Genomic DNA, 14789 nt, shown 5'->3' on the forward strand with positions numbered 1-14789 from the left:
CATCAGAGGAGGCTGGCTATCCCATCGCCTGCGGTAGCCTGTTAGTGTTACCGCCGGCGGACAGGGCTTTCACCTGGACTCCTCTTTCTGAGCCATAGCAAAGCCCGTACCACAGTCCCGGCTAAAGCGTTTCAGCCAGTGGTCAACAGTAAAACGTTCAACCGTGCGACATCTTCTTCACCGATCAACCGGGCGCGCCCTTCACTCACGCACTCAATCAGCGCGCACGCACACAAATGGAGCAGCCATGACCGAGCCCTTGATTCTTCAGCCCAGCAAGCCCGCAGATGCCTGTGTGATCTGGCTTCACGGCCTGGGAGCGGACCGTTACGACTTCCTGCCGGTAGCCGAGATGCTGCTGGAAACCCTGCTGAGCACGCGCTTCGTATTGCCCCAGGCGCCGACCCGGGCAGTGACCATCAATGGCGGATATGCCATGCCCAGCTGGTACGACATTCTGGCCATGAACCCGGCCCGCGCCATCAGCCGTGAACAGCTCGAGGAATCGTCTGATGAGGTCATCAGACTGATCGAAGAACAACGCACCAGCGGAATAGACGCATCGCGAATTTTCCTCGCCGGCTTCTCCCAGGGTGGCGCCGTTGTACTGCACACCGCCTTCCTCAAATGGCAGGGTCCATTGGGTGGCGTACTTGCCCTGTCCACCTATGCCCCGACCTTCAGCGATGAACTGCAACTATCGGCCAGCCAACAGCGGATTCCGGTGCTTTGCCTGCACGGCCAGTACGACGAAGTGGTGCAGAACGCCATGGGCCGTACCGCTTATGAGTACCTGAAGCAGCATGGTGTCACCGTGACATGGCAGGAATACCCAATGGAACACGAGGTGTTACCAGAGGAAATCCGCGACATCGGCACCTGGCTGAGCGAGCGCTTGCGCTAGAAAATCCGCGCGCCGTGCCCCCGGCGAGCAACAGACTACGCCGCGCCCGCTTCTTGCATTACACTGGCCGGCGTACATTCCTTAACCAATTGATGAGATGACCGTGCTCAAAGCACTCAAGAAAATCTTCGGTAAAAGCGAGGCTGAGCCGCTCGCGCCAAGCCCCAGTGCCCCCTCCCCCAGTTCCAGCAGCCGTCATGACGGCCGTCAGCCGGAACGGAGCGCACCCGCTACCGCAGCTAAAAAAGAACCGGTGAACACACCGGCCACCCCTTCCGCTCCCAAAGCCCCACGCCAAGAGAAGCCCAAGGCCGAGCAACCCAAAGCTGAGCAGCCGCGTCGCCCGCGCGCGCCGAAACCGCCGGTCAGCACCTGGAAACTCGAAGACTTCGTGGTCGAACCCCAGGAAGGCAAGACCCGCTTCCACGACTTCAAGCTCGCTCCGGAACTGATGCACGCCATCCAGGACCTGGGCTTTCCCTATTGCACGCCAATCCAGGCCCAGGTGCTGGGCTATACCCTGGCGGGCAAGGACGCCATCGGCCGGGCCCAGACCGGTACCGGCAAGACCGCCGCATTCCTGGTGTCGATCATCACCCAGCTGCTGCAGACCCCGCCGCCCAAGGAGCGCTACATGGGCGAACCACGGGCGCTGATCATCGCTCCGACCCGGGAGCTGGTGGTACAGATCGCCAAGGATGCCGCGGCGCTGACCAAGTACACCGGCCTCAACGTCATGACCTTCGTTGGCGGCATGGATTTCGACAAGCAGCTCAAGCACCTGGAAGCGCGCCACTGCGACATCCTGGTCGCCACCCCGGGCCGCCTGCTGGACTTCAACCAGCGCGGAGACGTGCACCTGGACATGGTCGAAGTGATGGTGCTGGACGAAGCCGACCGCATGCTCGACATGGGCTTCATCCCGCAGGTACGGCAGATCATTCGCCAGACGCCCCCCAAGAGCGAGCGCCAGACCCTGCTGTTCTCCGCCACCTTCACCGAAGACGTGATGAACCTGGCCAAGCAATGGACCACCGACCCGGCCATCGTCGAGATCGAAGCCGAGAACGTCGCCAACGCCAACGTCGAACAGCACATCTATGCCGTGGCCGGCGCCGACAAGTACAAGCTGCTGTACAACCTGGTCACCGACAACGGCTGGGAACGGGTGATGGTCTTCGCCAACCGCAAGGATGAAGTGCGACGCATCGAGGAACGCCTGGTACGCGATGGGGTGAACGCCGCCCAGCTGTCCGGCGACGTGCCGCAGCACAAGCGGATCAAGACCCTGGAAGGCTTCCGCGAAGGCAAGATCCGGGTCCTGGTGGCCACCGACGTGGCCGGCCGCGGCATCCACATCGACGGCATCAGCCACGTGATCAACTTCACCCTGCCGGAAGTGCCGGACGACTACGTGCACCGCATCGGCCGGACCGGTCGCGCCGGTGCCGACGGCGTATCCATCAGCTTCGCCGGCGAAGACGACTCCTACCAGCTGCCATCGATCGAAGCCCTGCTGGGCCGCAAGATCAGCTGCGAGATGCCGCCCGCCGAACTGCTGCGCCCGGTGGAGCGCAAGCGCCCGCAAGCCTGACGGCCGGCGCTCCCGCAGCGCCCCGGCAACCTGGAGAAACGCAGCCCGACCACAGGCTGCGTTTTTTTTCGCCTGGATATTGCCCGCCAAAACTAAAAGTCCATAATAGACAAATTAGTTTAAATCCTGGGAAGCCTTGCATGTCCAGCACGCCTTACGTGATTGCCCGCCCCGAGGCCCGTCAATTGCTCGAACGCATCGACGTACCGCAGATCCTGCGCAAACTGTTCCGCGACCTGGCTGCCGGGCTCGCCGTGCAACCGGCGCAGCAACTGGTGGAGTTTCCCCAGGGGGCCGGCGACTTCATCAATTACCTGGGGGTGCTGGCCGAAGACCGGGTGTACGGGGTCAAGACCTCGCCCTACATCGTCCGTACCCAAGGCGCGCTGGTCACCGCCTGGACGTTGCTGATGTCCATGGACAGCGGCCAGCCGTTACTGCTGTGCGACGCCGCCGAACTGACCACCGCCCGTACCGCGGCCACCACAGCGGTCGCGGTCGACGCCCTGGCGCCCCCCACAACCCGGCACCTGGCGATCATCGGTAGCGGCGCGGTGGCCCAGGCGCACTTGCGCTATGTGCAGAACCTGCGCCCCTGGCAGAGCATCCGCCTCTACTCCCCGAGCCTGGCGCACAAGCCCGCCGCAGAGCTTGCCCGCCTGCAAGCCCTCGACCCGCGCCTGCAACTGGTGGCCCGGCTTGAGGACGCCACCGAGGGCGCCGACGTGATCATGCTCTGCACCTCGTCCGCCGGACCCGTGCTGGATCCGAGCAGCCTCGGCAAGCCGGCGCTGATCACCTCCATCAGCACCAATGCGCCACGGGCCCACGAAGTGCCGCCCGCGGCCCTGGCACAGATGCAGGTCTACTGCGACTACCGGCGCACCACGCCGGGCTGCGCCGGTGAAATGCTGATCGCCGAAGAAAAGCACGGCTGGGACAGTGCGGCGATTCTCGGCGACCTGCCGGAGTTGCTCAGCGAACAGGCCCCGCTCCCGGATGCCGAACGCCCGGTGTTCTTCCGTTCCATCGGCCTGGGCCTGGAAGACATCGCCCTGGCCAATGCCCTGTACCACCTGCGGCGCCCGCAGTAACCACTGCTGCTCGCCCCTATTGCGGAGCTTCGAATGATCCAGGCAGATTTCATCATCATTGGCGGCGGTATCGCCGGCGCGTCCACCGGCTACTGGCTGTCGCCCCATGGCCGGGTGGTTGTGCTGGAGCGTGAATCCCATCCCGCCTATCACTCCACCGGCCGCTCCGCGGCGCTCTATACCGCCGCCTACGGCACCGCCCAGGTGCGCGCCCTGACCCTGGCCAGCCGGGCTTTCTTCGACCACCCGCCGCAGGGTTTCTGCGAGCACCCGCTGCTGACCCCGCGGGGTGAAATGACCGTGGACTTCAACGGTGATCCGGCCGAGCTGAACAACCAGTACCTGAGCGCCAGGGCCACGGTGCCGGAGATGCAACTGCTGAGCGCCGACGAAGCCTGCGCGCGCCTGCCGATCCTGCGCCGGGAAAAGGTCCATGGCGCGCTCTACGACCCCAGCGCCAGCGATATCGAAACCGACGCCCTGCACCAGGGCTACCTGCGGGGCATCCGCCGCAACCAGGGCCAGGTCTGCACCGACCATGAGGTGCTGGGGATCGAGCGCGACAGCCAAGGGCAGTGGCAGGTGCGAACGGCCGCTCAGGCGTTCAGTGCGCCGGTGTTGATCAATGCCGCCGGGGCCTGGGCCGACCACATCGGCACAATGGCCGGAGCCCGCGCCCTGGGCCTGCAGCCCAAGCGCCGCGCGGCTTTCATCTTCGCCGCCGCCGAAGGCCTGGACTTTCACCACTGGCCAATGCTGGTGAGCCTGGATGAATCCTTCTACATGAAGCCCGACGCCGGCATGTTCCTCGGCTCACCGGCCAATGCCGATCCGGTTGAACCCCACGATGTGCAACCCGAAGAACTGGACATTGCCCTGGGTATCCACCAGATCGAAGAAGCCACCACCCTGAGCATCCGTCGTCCGACCCGGACCTGGGCCGGGCTGCGCAGCTTTGTCAGCGACGGCGATCTGCTGGCCGGTTTCGACCTGCAGGTTCCGGGGCTGTTCTGGGTTGCAGGCCAGGGCGGCTACGGTATCCAGACCTCGCCGGCCATGGGCCAGGCCAGCGCCGCCCTGGTGCGAGGTGCCCCCTTGCCGGAACACCTGACCCGCTTCGGCCTCACGCCTGCCATGCTCTCCCCGGCCCGCCTCGACCGAACCACCGGTTGAGGCGCCCCCAACGATTGCGGCACACTCCCAGCGCCCGCTGCCGGCGGGCGCTGAAGCTGCCTGGAGTACGACCATGACCTCACCTGCAAAGGACCCTGCCCTGGACAATTTCCGGGCGATTGCCGATGCCATTGCCACCCTGTTCTTCCCCCATGCCGAGGTGGTGCTCCACGACCTGCGTACACAGAAGATCGACTACATCGCCAACAACCTGTCCAAACGCGAAGTGGGCGACGACGCAGCCCTGGAAGACCTGCTCAGCGGCGACCGCGACGAACGCAACATCGGCCCCTATGAAAAGCTCAACTGGGACGGACAGAAGATCCGCAGCCTCAGCAGCGTGCTGCGCGACAGCCAGGGCCAGCCCCAGGCGGTGCTGTGCATCAACCTGAACATCTCGCTGTTCGAAAACGCCAAGGCGGCGCTGGACCTGTTTCTGTCGCCGAGCAAACTGATTCCCCAGCCCGACTCGCTGTTTCGCGATGACTGGCAGGAGCGGATCAACACCTTCCTGCACAACTGGCTGCGCGAGCGCCAGCTGGGGCTGAACCTGCTGACCCGCGATCACAAGCGCGAACTGGTGCTGGCGCTGCACGCCGAGGGCGCCTTCAAGGGCAAGAGCGCCTCCAACTACGTGGCCAACGTGCTGAACATGGGCCGGGCGACGGTATACAAGCACCTGAAGGAATTGAAGGGACAATAAAGGTTCACGAGCAAGCTCGCTCCTACGCGGAGTTGCACAACACCTGTAGGAGCGAGCTCGCTCGCGAAGGCGTCCTCAAGAACGCCACAATGTCTCAATCCCCATAGATATCCGACTTGAAGTACTTGGCCTGGATCTTCTGATATTCACCATTGGCCCGAATATCATCGATGGCCTTGTTCAACTCGCCCACCAGTTCACTGTTGCCCTTGCGCACGGCAATCCCGGCGCCCTCGCCGACGTACTTCGGATCTTTGAGCTCAGGCCCGACAAAGGCGTAGTCGGCCCCCCGGGGCATCGACAGAAAGTCGGCCAGCGGAATGCTGTCGGCAAAGATCGCGTCCAGGCGCCCGGCCGCCAGGTCCATGTAGATCTCCTCGTTGTTGCTGTAGCGCACCACCTTGATGCCCTTGGGCTCGAACACCTCCGTGGCATAGCGGTCGGTGGTGGTGGAGCGCTGCACGCCCACGGTCTTGCCCTTGAGGCTGGCGTACTGGTCGTCCACCTCGGCGCCCTTCTTCATCACCAGGCGCGACGACGTGAAGTAGTACTTGTGGGTGAAATCCACGGATTTGCGGCGCTCGGCGGTAATGGTCATGGAGGACAGCGCAGCGTCGATCTTCTTCACCTTCAGCGAAGGAATCAGGCCGTCGAACTCGCCCTCGATCCACTCGCACTTGACCTGCATCTGCGCACACAGGGCATTGCCGATGTCGTAGTCGAAACCACCGATCTTGCCCTCGGCGGTCTTGAAGGCAAATGGCGGGTACGCCGCCTCGATGCCCAGGCGCAGGGTCTTTTCGGCCGCGAACAGGCTGCTGCACGCCAACAGGCTCAAGGCCAGGCCACTGATCAGGGGGAGTTTTTTCATGTTCGTTCTCTCGCGGGTTGTTGTTGGTTTGGCAAGACAGAAGGAAGAGGTGAAACGGGGAACGCTGTATTTGTACTTGTAATTCCATACTGGACTTTTACGTACATATCGTCAACGACGCGCGCAACGACTTATCCCCAGCGGTCGGCGGGAACAGTCGCAGTCGATTGCAGGTTGGATTGCGGCGGGCTCAGGCGCCGCCGGCAAGTATCAGGGGATCAGTCTTTCCAGCGCGCGGCCGCCGCATGGTCGCTGTCGCGACCTTCGACCCAGCGCGGGCCGTCGGCGGTGTTTTCCTTTTTCCAGAACGGCGCCCGAGTCTTGAGGTAGTCCATGACAAAGGCACAGGCATCGAATGCCGCCTGGCGATGGGCACTGGCCGCGCCGACAAACACAATGGGCTCGCCCGGCTCCAGGGCGCCGATGCGGTGCAGCACATCCAGTTGCAACAGCGGCCAGCGCTGCTCGGCTTCGGCGGCGATCTTGCCCAGGGCCTTTTCGGTCATGCCCGGGTAGTGCTCAAGAAACATGCCGTGGACATCCTGCCCATCATTGAAATCGCGCACGTAGCCGACAAAGCTGACCACCGCACCCACCCCGGTATCCGCGGCGTGCATGGCGTTGACTTCAGCCCCGGGATCGAACGCTGCTGACTGCACTCGAATCGCCATCTCAACCTCCGGTCACCGTGGGGAAAAACGCCACTTCGTCGCCGTCTTCCAGGGGTTCGTCCAGCTGGCACAGCTCTTCATTGCGAGCGCACATCAGGTTCTGCTCGGCCAATACCTCGGCCCCGTCCCGGGACAGCAACGCCTGGCGCACATCCTCGACCTGCTGGAACACGCCTTCGATCTCCAGCCCGTCAATGCCCAGAGCCTCGCGGTAGCGAGCGAAAAACTTCACCGAGATCTTCATGCCTGATCCGCCTGGTAATGGCCGCTCTTGCCGCCGAGCTTCTCCAGCACCCGAACGCTGTCGATGGTCATGCCCCGGTCCACCGCCTTGCACATGTCATAGATGGTCAGCGCAGCTACGCTGGCGGCGGTCAGCGCCTCCATTTCCACCCCGGTCTGCCCCGATAGCTTGCAACGCGCAACGATGTGCACGCAGTCCTCGCCTTCGGCACTGAGCTCGACCTTGACACTGGTGAGCATCAACGGATGGCACAAGGGAATCAGGTCACTGGTTTTCTTTGCCGCCTGGATCCCGGCAATGCGCGCCACGGCGAATACATCGCCCTTGGGGTGACCGCCGCTGACGATCATCTGCAGGGTTTGCGGGAGCATGCGTACCCGCGCTTCGGCCACCGCCTCGCGAAAGGTCACGGCCTTGTCGGTGACGTCGACCATATTGGCGCGCCCCTGGGAATCGAGATGAGTCAGCACGGCGTTACTCCTGATCTGGTGGCGGCGATTGTAAACCCGCGGGTCAGTTTTCCGCACCCTGCAGCCCCGCCCCCCGGGGGGAAACATTCCTGCCCGAGATGGTCAGCCGGCCTGTCTGGCCCAGGGTCCCAGAGGACGATCAGCGTGGCGAATACCCAGCATAAGAACAAAGAATTGGCGCCATTATATTAATAAAAGTACAACTTCCCGGAAAAAGGAAACGAAAAAACATGGCATTTCTAATATCAATCCTCCTAAGCCTCCTGGCCGGTTTCGCAGTACCACTACAAGCAGGAACCAATTCAAGACTTGGACACTTATTAGGCCATCCACTATGGGCCACCGGGGTATCACTACTTGTCAGCCTACTGGCACTTATTGCTGTAATAATCTTTATTAAAGTTCCTCGCCCCAACTTCGCAGCCGCTCAGGAAGGCCCCTGGTGGATCTGGATGGGCGGGATTGCCGGTGTGTTCTACATCACCGTCGCCCTACTGATGGCGCCACGCCTAGGGGCCCTCAACTTCATCATGACAGTGATTGTCGGACAACTGATCATTTCCTTGCTCATCGACTATTTCGGTTTGGTCGGTCTTCCACGCCAAACAATAAGCATGCAAAAACTCATTGGCGTACTAGTAGTCATTGGTGGATTCATCATTACCACTCGCGGCTAGCCATAAGAACAACGCAACAACCGATAACAACCAGAAACAACCTGCCCAACTATTTCCTCATCGGAAAGTTAATAACACTCAGCCGACCATATAGGTGAACAATGACCAGTCAAGCTGCAACTTATGACTCCATCGGTGAACGCTTTGAAGACTTTACCGACACCGCCTCGCAACGCTCGGTAGAAACCGAAACCTTCTTCCATATGGTGGGAGCCATCCAAGGCAAATCCGTCCTGGACCTGGCCTGCGGCTTCGGCTACTTCGGCCGCGAGCTTTACCACCAGGGCGCCAGCAAGGTGGTCGGGGTGGATATTTCCTCATCGATGATCGAACTGGCACGCAAGGAATCGGCGCGCAACCAGGAGGCCATCGAGTATCACGTCGCCAACGTCTGCGACATGGGCGTACTGGGGCACTTCGACCGCGTCACTGCGGCCTGGCTGTTCAACTACGCGCAATCGCCACAAGAGCTGGAAAAGATGTTCAAGGTCGTGGCCAGGAACATGGTCCCCGGCGGCAAACTCATCGCCTACACCGTGGACCCGGGCTTCGAGCTGCAACGCGGCAACTTCACCAAGTACGGCGTCCACGTACTCAGCGAAGAAGCCCATGCCGGTGGCTTCCGCCATCACGCCGAGTTCGTTACCCAACCGCCCAGCGCCTTCACCTTCCACCGCTGGAGCCGCGACACCTACGAGCACGCCATCCTCAAGGCCGGCTTCTCCAAGCTGCAGTGGCAGAAGCCAATCATCTCCGTCGCCAATCGTGCCAAGCATCCCGTCGGCTACTGGGACGATTTCGAGCGCAACTGCCTGCAAACCGGGCTGATCTGCACCCTGTGACCGCCCCTCTCCCCTCAACCAGATGCAGGACAAGAAGTACTATGAATTCCAAGGGTTTTGCTCACTGGCCAGTGTTCGACGGCCCCCTGACAGCCGAAATGACCGACAGGCAATTGATGGGCCTCGCGGAACACTTTCAGCCAGGCATCGAGCTTTCGCTGCCCCTGGCAGTCTGGCGGCAGTTGTCCGACAAATCGGCGGAGCAGTTGGCCCTGGGGGTGGAAAACCCTGACGCTCCCCTGTCATGGCGTCTGGCCTCGGCACGGCTGCTGGCACAGACCATGGACCCACGCCTGGATGTACTCAACCCGCCGATGATCACCATCGAAGGCGGCCAGGTCGAGATCGGCCTGGAGGAGTCGGCCATCGACCAGGTGCTGCAGCGCATGCAGGGCCTGGGGCTGGACCGCAGCTGGATCGAGAAGGAGGCCCCGCGCCACCGGGTGGAGCTCAAGCCCTACGCCATTGGCAAGTACCCGGTAACCAACCTGGAATACCGGGCATTCCTGGAGGATTCGCAGTACCCCGCCATCCCCGGCAACTGGCTTTTCGGCCAGTTCCCCAGCGAACGCGCCAACCATCCGGTCTATGGCCTGAGCGCCGGCGATGCCGACGTCTACTGCCAGTGGCTGGCGGCCCGTACCGGTCGCTCGTTCCGCCTGCCCAGCGAAGCGGAATGGGAGTTTGCCGCCGCCGGCCATGAAAACCTCGAATACCCCTGGGGCGACCAGTTTCTGCCCCTGCACGCCAACACCGCGGAAATGGGCCTGTTCGCCACCACCCCGGTAGGTGCCCTGCCCGAGGGCGCATCGCCCTTCGGCTGCATGGACATGGCCGGAAACGTCGAAGAATACGTGGCCGATGACTACGCCCCCTACCCCGGCGGCAACGCCGTCATCGACGACCTGGTGACCGTGGTCGGCACCCACCGGATTGCCCGCGGCGGCAGCTTCACGCGCTTTCGCGACTTGACCCGCAACTGCCGTCGACACGGCAAATACCCCAGGGAGATCTACGTGATGGGCTTCAGGCTCGCCGAGAGCCTCTGACCCGGCATTTCTACTTTTGCAACCAAACAATTACACGTTCAACGTCAAAGAACGGAAGGGATTTCCATGAACACACTCAGCATCAGAAACCAGGTCGACATCCCCCTGAACGACTCGCCCACCCCCGGCACTTTCTACAGTTTCAGCGGCCTGGAAGCGGCCCATGAACACATCCTGATCAAGCTGGGCCCCGCCAGCGAACACAGCCCCCTGGTGCGCATTCATTCCGAATGCCTGACCGGCGATGTCTTCAACTCCCAGCGCTGCGATTGCGGCCCGCAACTGAGCGAGTCCATCTCGCGCATGCAGGAAGAAGGCGGCTACCTCATCTACCTGCGCCAGGAAGGCCGGGGCATCGGCCTGTACGCCAAGCTGGATGCCTACCGCCTGCAAGACGGCGGCATGGACACCTTCGAAGCCAACAGCCACTTGAACTTCCCCGAGGACGGCCGGGACTTCTCCATGGCCGCCAGGATGCTCAAGGCCCTGGGCGTGCAGCACTGCCGCCTGATCACCAACAACCCGGACAAGGTCCAGGCCCTGAAGGACAACGGCATCATCGTGGACAGCACCATCCCCACCGGGGTCTTCCTCACCCGGCACAACGGCCACTACCTGCAAGCCAAGAAAGACAAGAAGCACCACCTCATCGATCTCATCAAATAGAAGAGCCTGCCTCCCCCGGAGCCCGCGGGCCGGGGGACGGCTGCCCGTCATCCGCCAACGCATTATTAAGGACAATAATCATGAGACATTTCGGGCCCATCAGCGGCATCGCCACGTTCAAGGACACCTACGTCGCCACCGCCGGCTACGACAACCAGGTGATCCTCTGGGATGCCAGGACCCGGACCCCGATCCAGCGGGTCCTTCACGATCACCTGGCCAACCAGTGCGCATTCAACGCCGCCGGCACGCTGCTGGTAAGCGCCAGCAGCGACTACACCGCGCGGGTCTGGGAAGTGCCGTCCCTGCGCCTGAAGACCGTGCTCATCGGCCATGACGACGACATCGAGATGGCCGCCTTCTCCCCGGACGGCCAGACCATCGCCACCTGCTCCCGAGACCACAGCATCCGCCTGTTCAACCTCAGCGGCCAGACCCTGCGGATCCTCCACGGCCACACCGCCGACGTGATCTCGGTGTGCTGGTCGGCCGATGGCCAGACCCTGGTGTCGAGCAGCGATGACGGTTCGATCCGGCGCTGGGATGCCAATACCGGGCAACAGCTGGAAACCATCGACCTGGGCGGCGTGGAAACCGACACCGTGGCCCTGTCCCGCGAGGGCATCATTTTCGCCGGCGACGACGAAGGCAAGATCTCCATCATCAGCCCCCGCGGCACTCTGCTGCAGCCCGCCCACAGCGCCGGGATCAAGCGCATCATCTGGGACGACAGCCAGCGCCTGCTGATCAGCCTCAGCTACGACCGCTCGGTCATGCTCTGGCACCTCAAGCAGGACGGCACCCTGGTCAAGACCGCGGAAACCTCCCTGCCGAGCATCATCTGGCCACGCAGTTGCGCGCTGCTGGGCAGCCATCGCATCGCCTTCGTCACCTTCGGCTCACGCTATGCCACCTGGGATTTCGCCACCCAGACCTGGGACCTCAGCGGCATCGAACCGGCGGTCAGCCTCAACGCCGTGGCGGTGGTCGGCGAAGACGTCTACAGCATCGGCGACGCCGGCATCCTGCATATCAACGGCCAACCTAGCATCAAGGCCGGCAGCCTGTGCAACTTCCTCCTGCCCTTTGGCGACAGTGTGTTGACCGGCGGCCAGATGGGCACGGTGTTCGACGCCCGCACCGGCGCCACCCTGTACCAGCACCGCTCGCCCCTGAACTGCGGCACCACCTTCATCAAGGACGGTGCCTTGCACGCAGCTATCGGCACCTACACCGGCGAAGCGCTGATCTTCTGCCTGGACCAGCAGCAGCCGCGCTTCGTCACCCAGGTGCGCATGCATGAGAACGCCATCAAAGGCATCGCCGCCGATGAAACCTACATTTTCAGCGTGTGCGCCACCGCAGCCGCGGCCTTCTTCCGGATTGCCGACTTCGGCCTGGAAACCTACCTGGACAAGGCCCACGAGCGGATCTCCAACGGCTGCACGCAGATCCAGGGCGGCTTCGCCAGCATCGGTCGCGACCTGAAACTGCGCCTGTGGCGCGATGGCGCCAGCGAGGTGTTCGACACGCCCCACAGCCACTCGATCAAGTGCATCGCCATCTCCCGGGACCGCTCGATGATCGCCACCGGCAGCTACGGCGGCACCGTGGCCGTCTTCGATCTGAAAAAGCGCGTCTGGGCCAGCGTGGAGAAACCCACCGCCAGCGGCATTTCCTGCCTGATCCATGACGCCAGCGGCGAAGGTTTCCTGGCCAGCGCCTACGACGGCCGGATCTACCCGATCACGCCCCCGGCCGCTGTCCAGTCGGCGCGCCCATGACCTACTTCAGCGAAGTCGACTTCCAGCACATGCAGCACGCCCTGTCCCTGGCAGAACGGGGCAGCCACTCCACCTGGCCCAATCCGCGGGTGGGTTGCGTGATCGCCCATGGCTCGCAAGTGGTCGGCGAAGGCTGGCATCGGCGGGCCGGCGGGCCCCACGCCGAGGTGTTCGCCCTGCGCCAGGCCGGTGGCCTGGCGCGGGGTGCCACCGCCTACGTGACCATGGAACCCTGCAGCCATGTCGGACGCACCGGTGCCTGCCATCAGGCCCTGATCGACAGCGGCGTGCACAGCGTGGTGGTGGCCCATCAGGACCCGTTCGAACAGGTCAACGGCCAGGGCATCGCCCAACTGCGCAACGCCGGAATCGAGGTGCGGGTCGGCCTGCTGGAATCGGCGGCCCAGGAGTTGAACCGCGGCTTTCTGTCCACGGTGCGGCGCCAGCGGCCCTGGGTGCAACTGAAAATGGGCATGAGCCTGGACGGGCGCACGGCCCTGGACAATGGGCGCTCGAAGTGGATCACCAGCACCCGGGCCCGGGCCGACGTGCAGTATTGGCGGGCCCGCAGCTCGGCGATCCTCACCGGCAGCGGTACCGTCCTGGCGGACGACCCACTGCTCACGGTACGCCAGCTGTCCTCCCCGGAGGCCCTGGCGCCAGTACGTGTGGTGCTCGACAGCCAGGGCCGGGTGCCCGCCACGGCGCGGGTGTTCAACGACCAGGCGCCGAGCCTGCACGTGGTGCACCGGGAGTGCCCGCTGGCCAGCAGCGACAGCGAGCAGGTCATGGCGCTGCCCGGGGACGACCAGGGCCTGCACCTTGAGCAGTTGCTGCACAACCTCAGCCAGCGCGGCCTGCACGACCTGCTGGTGGAAGCCGGCCCGACACTGGCCGGCAACCTGCTCAAGGCGCATCTGGTGGATGAGTTGCTGTTGTACGTGGCTCCGCGCCTGCTGGGGGATCTGGCCCGGCCGCTGGTGCACCTGCCGTGCTTCGACCGCCTGGAGGAGGCCCTGGACTTTGCCCTGTATGACGTCAGCCAGCTGGGGCCGGACCTGCGTCTGCGCCTGCGGCCGGCTCAGCCGCCGAGCGCGCTATGAGCGACCACCTGCTTGACCTGCTCACGCAACCAGACATGGGCCGGTTCATTGTCGAAACGCTGATGCCAGATCTGCACGAAGGGAAACGGCGGAATCGGCAACGGCGGTCGCAGCTGGATCAGGTCCTGGTTAAGCAGCGCTTCGTCCAGGGTGCGAGTGGCCACCGTGAGAATCAGGTCGGTGTTGTGAATCATGCTGGGGGCAGTGCGCCAATGGGGCACGCTCACGGCTATCCGCCGCTGCAGCCCTTCGTCGCGCAGCAGGCTGTCCACCTCGCCGTTGGCGCTGCCATCCATCGACACCAGGATGTGTGGCCGGGCCAGGTAGCTGTCCAGGTCCAGCGTGCCGTCGGCCGGCAACGTGCGTCGATCGAGGAGGCAGGAGAAGGTTTCCTCGAACAGTACCTCGGTGGAAATGTCGCCGGACAGGTTGGGAAACACCCCCAGGGCCAGGTCGATCTTGCCCTGAGAAACCTGCTCGAACATTCCGTGCCGGGTGTCCTGGGTCACCACCAAGGTGGTGTTCGGCGCATCGCGGCGCAAACGCACCATCAGGTTGGGCAGCACCAACGCGGCGCCGTAGTCGGACATCGCCAGGGTGAAGATGCGCTGGGAACTGGCCGGGTCGAAGTCGATGGACTTGCCGAACAGGGTTTCGATCTGGCCGAGGATTTCCCGCAGCGGCTGCTGGATGTTCTGGGCCAGGGAACTGAGCACCAGTTCGCTGCCCCGGCGAATCAGGATCGGGTCATCCAGCAACCCGCGCAACTTGCTCAACGAGTGGCTGATGGCCGGCTGGCTCAAGTGCAGGCGCAAGGCCGTGCGGGTGACATGTTTTTCTGTCAGCAGGGCATCAAGCACCACCAGCAGGTTCAAATCGATATTGCGCAGTAAGACCGTGACCATCCTGTCATTTCCAACTCAGAGAGCAAGGTCCCAAAAGGA

At 63.3% G+C, this 14789-nt stretch carries 16 protein-coding genes; 11 read left to right on the forward strand and 5 right to left on the reverse strand.

What is annotated here, in order from left to right:
- Positions 1-247: 247 nt before the first annotated feature.
- From ACUXVH_RS08085 to ACUXVH_RS08105, 5 genes are all read left to right on the forward strand, one after another.
- Positions 248-904: an alpha/beta hydrolase gene (locus tag ACUXVH_RS08085; RefSeq protein ID WP_445494496.1), complete on the forward strand. Its 657-nt coding sequence runs from the start codon at positions 248-250 to the stop codon at positions 902-904.
- Between the two features lie 97 nt (positions 905-1001).
- Positions 1002-2498, forward strand: coding sequence for an ATP-dependent RNA helicase RhlB (gene rhlB, locus ACUXVH_RS08090; RefSeq protein WP_015634252.1), 1497 nt, complete (start codon positions 1002-1004; stop codon positions 2496-2498).
- Positions 2499-2638: 140 nt separating this feature from the next.
- Positions 2639-3592 (forward strand): ornithine cyclodeaminase family protein, encoded by a 954-nt coding sequence (locus tag ACUXVH_RS08095; protein ID WP_065364586.1) that lies wholly within the window; start codon positions 2639-2641, stop codon positions 3590-3592.
- A gap of 33 nt (positions 3593-3625) precedes the next feature.
- The gene (locus tag ACUXVH_RS08100; protein ID WP_065364587.1) at positions 3626-4765 is read left to right on the forward strand and encodes an NAD(P)/FAD-dependent oxidoreductase; all 1140 of its coding nucleotides are present in this window, start codon (positions 3626-3628) and stop codon (positions 4763-4765) included.
- A 73-nt stretch (positions 4766-4838) separates the two neighbouring features.
- Positions 4839-5468, forward strand: a complete 630-nt coding sequence (locus ACUXVH_RS08105; protein WP_011059395.1) for a helix-turn-helix transcriptional regulator — start codon at positions 4839-4841, stop codon at positions 5466-5468.
- A 94-nt stretch (positions 5469-5562) separates the two neighbouring features.
- Here the strand turns inward: ACUXVH_RS08105 and ACUXVH_RS08110 are convergent, their stop codons facing one another.
- From ACUXVH_RS08110 to moaC, 4 genes are all read right to left on the reverse strand, one after another.
- A complete protein-coding gene (locus ACUXVH_RS08110) occupies positions 5563-6339 on the reverse strand; it encodes an ABC transporter substrate-binding protein (protein WP_019094752.1) in 777 nt (258 codons plus the stop codon).
- A gap of 218 nt (positions 6340-6557) precedes the next feature.
- Positions 6558-7010 (reverse strand): molybdopterin synthase catalytic subunit MoaE, encoded by a 453-nt coding sequence (gene moaE, locus ACUXVH_RS08115; RefSeq protein ID WP_011059393.1) that lies wholly within the window; start codon positions 7008-7010, stop codon positions 6558-6560.
- Position 7011: 1 nt separating this feature from the next.
- The gene (locus ACUXVH_RS08120; RefSeq protein ID WP_011059392.1) at positions 7012-7254 is read right to left on the reverse strand and encodes a MoaD/ThiS family protein; all 243 of its coding nucleotides are present in this window, start codon (positions 7252-7254) and stop codon (positions 7012-7014) included.
- Entirely contained in the window at positions 7251-7724 is a 474-nt protein-coding gene (moaC, locus tag ACUXVH_RS08125; protein ID WP_011059391.1) for a cyclic pyranopterin monophosphate synthase MoaC, read from the reverse strand. Before moaC ends, ACUXVH_RS08120 begins: the two co-directional genes overlap by 4 nt.
- Before the next feature lie 230 nt (positions 7725-7954).
- Between moaC and ACUXVH_RS08130 the strand changes: the two genes are divergently transcribed.
- The 6 genes from ACUXVH_RS08130 (at position 7955) to ribD (ending at position 13845) form a co-directional block, all read left to right on the forward strand.
- The gene (locus ACUXVH_RS08130; RefSeq protein WP_011059390.1) at positions 7955-8401 is read left to right on the forward strand and encodes a DMT family transporter; all 447 of its coding nucleotides are present in this window, start codon (positions 7955-7957) and stop codon (positions 8399-8401) included.
- 101 nt (positions 8402-8502) lie between these two features.
- Complete coding sequence (locus ACUXVH_RS08135; protein WP_015634246.1) at positions 8503-9243, forward strand: class I SAM-dependent methyltransferase; 741 nt, start codon at positions 8503-8505, stop codon at positions 9241-9243.
- 41 nt (positions 9244-9284) lie between these two features.
- The gene (locus ACUXVH_RS08140) at positions 9285-10292 is read left to right on the forward strand and encodes a formylglycine-generating enzyme family protein (protein ID WP_170866326.1); all 1008 of its coding nucleotides are present in this window, start codon (positions 9285-9287) and stop codon (positions 10290-10292) included.
- Positions 10293-10358: 66 nt separating this feature from the next.
- On the forward strand, positions 10359-10958 hold the full coding sequence (locus tag ACUXVH_RS08145; RefSeq protein WP_065364588.1) for a GTP cyclohydrolase II: 600 nt from the start codon (positions 10359-10361) through the stop codon (positions 10956-10958).
- A gap of 80 nt (positions 10959-11038) precedes the next feature.
- A complete protein-coding gene (locus tag ACUXVH_RS08150) occupies positions 11039-12742 on the forward strand; it encodes a WD40 repeat domain-containing protein (RefSeq protein WP_015634244.1) in 1704 nt (567 codons plus the stop codon).
- The gene (ribD, locus tag ACUXVH_RS08155; RefSeq protein ID WP_011059385.1) at positions 12739-13845 is read left to right on the forward strand and encodes a bifunctional diaminohydroxyphosphoribosylaminopyrimidine deaminase/5-amino-6-(5-phosphoribosylamino)uracil reductase RibD; all 1107 of its coding nucleotides are present in this window, start codon (positions 12739-12741) and stop codon (positions 13843-13845) included. The genes ACUXVH_RS08150 and ribD overlap by 4 nt, the downstream gene beginning before the upstream one ends.
- Here ribD and ACUXVH_RS08160 read toward each other — a convergent pair.
- Positions 13824-14750, reverse strand: coding sequence for a LysR family transcriptional regulator (locus ACUXVH_RS08160; RefSeq protein ID WP_011059384.1), 927 nt, complete (start codon positions 14748-14750; stop codon positions 13824-13826). The genes ribD and ACUXVH_RS08160 overlap by 22 nt on opposite strands.
- Positions 14751-14789 lie beyond the last annotated feature (39 nt).

This window comes from Pseudomonas sp. 8(2025), assembly GCF_052665325.1.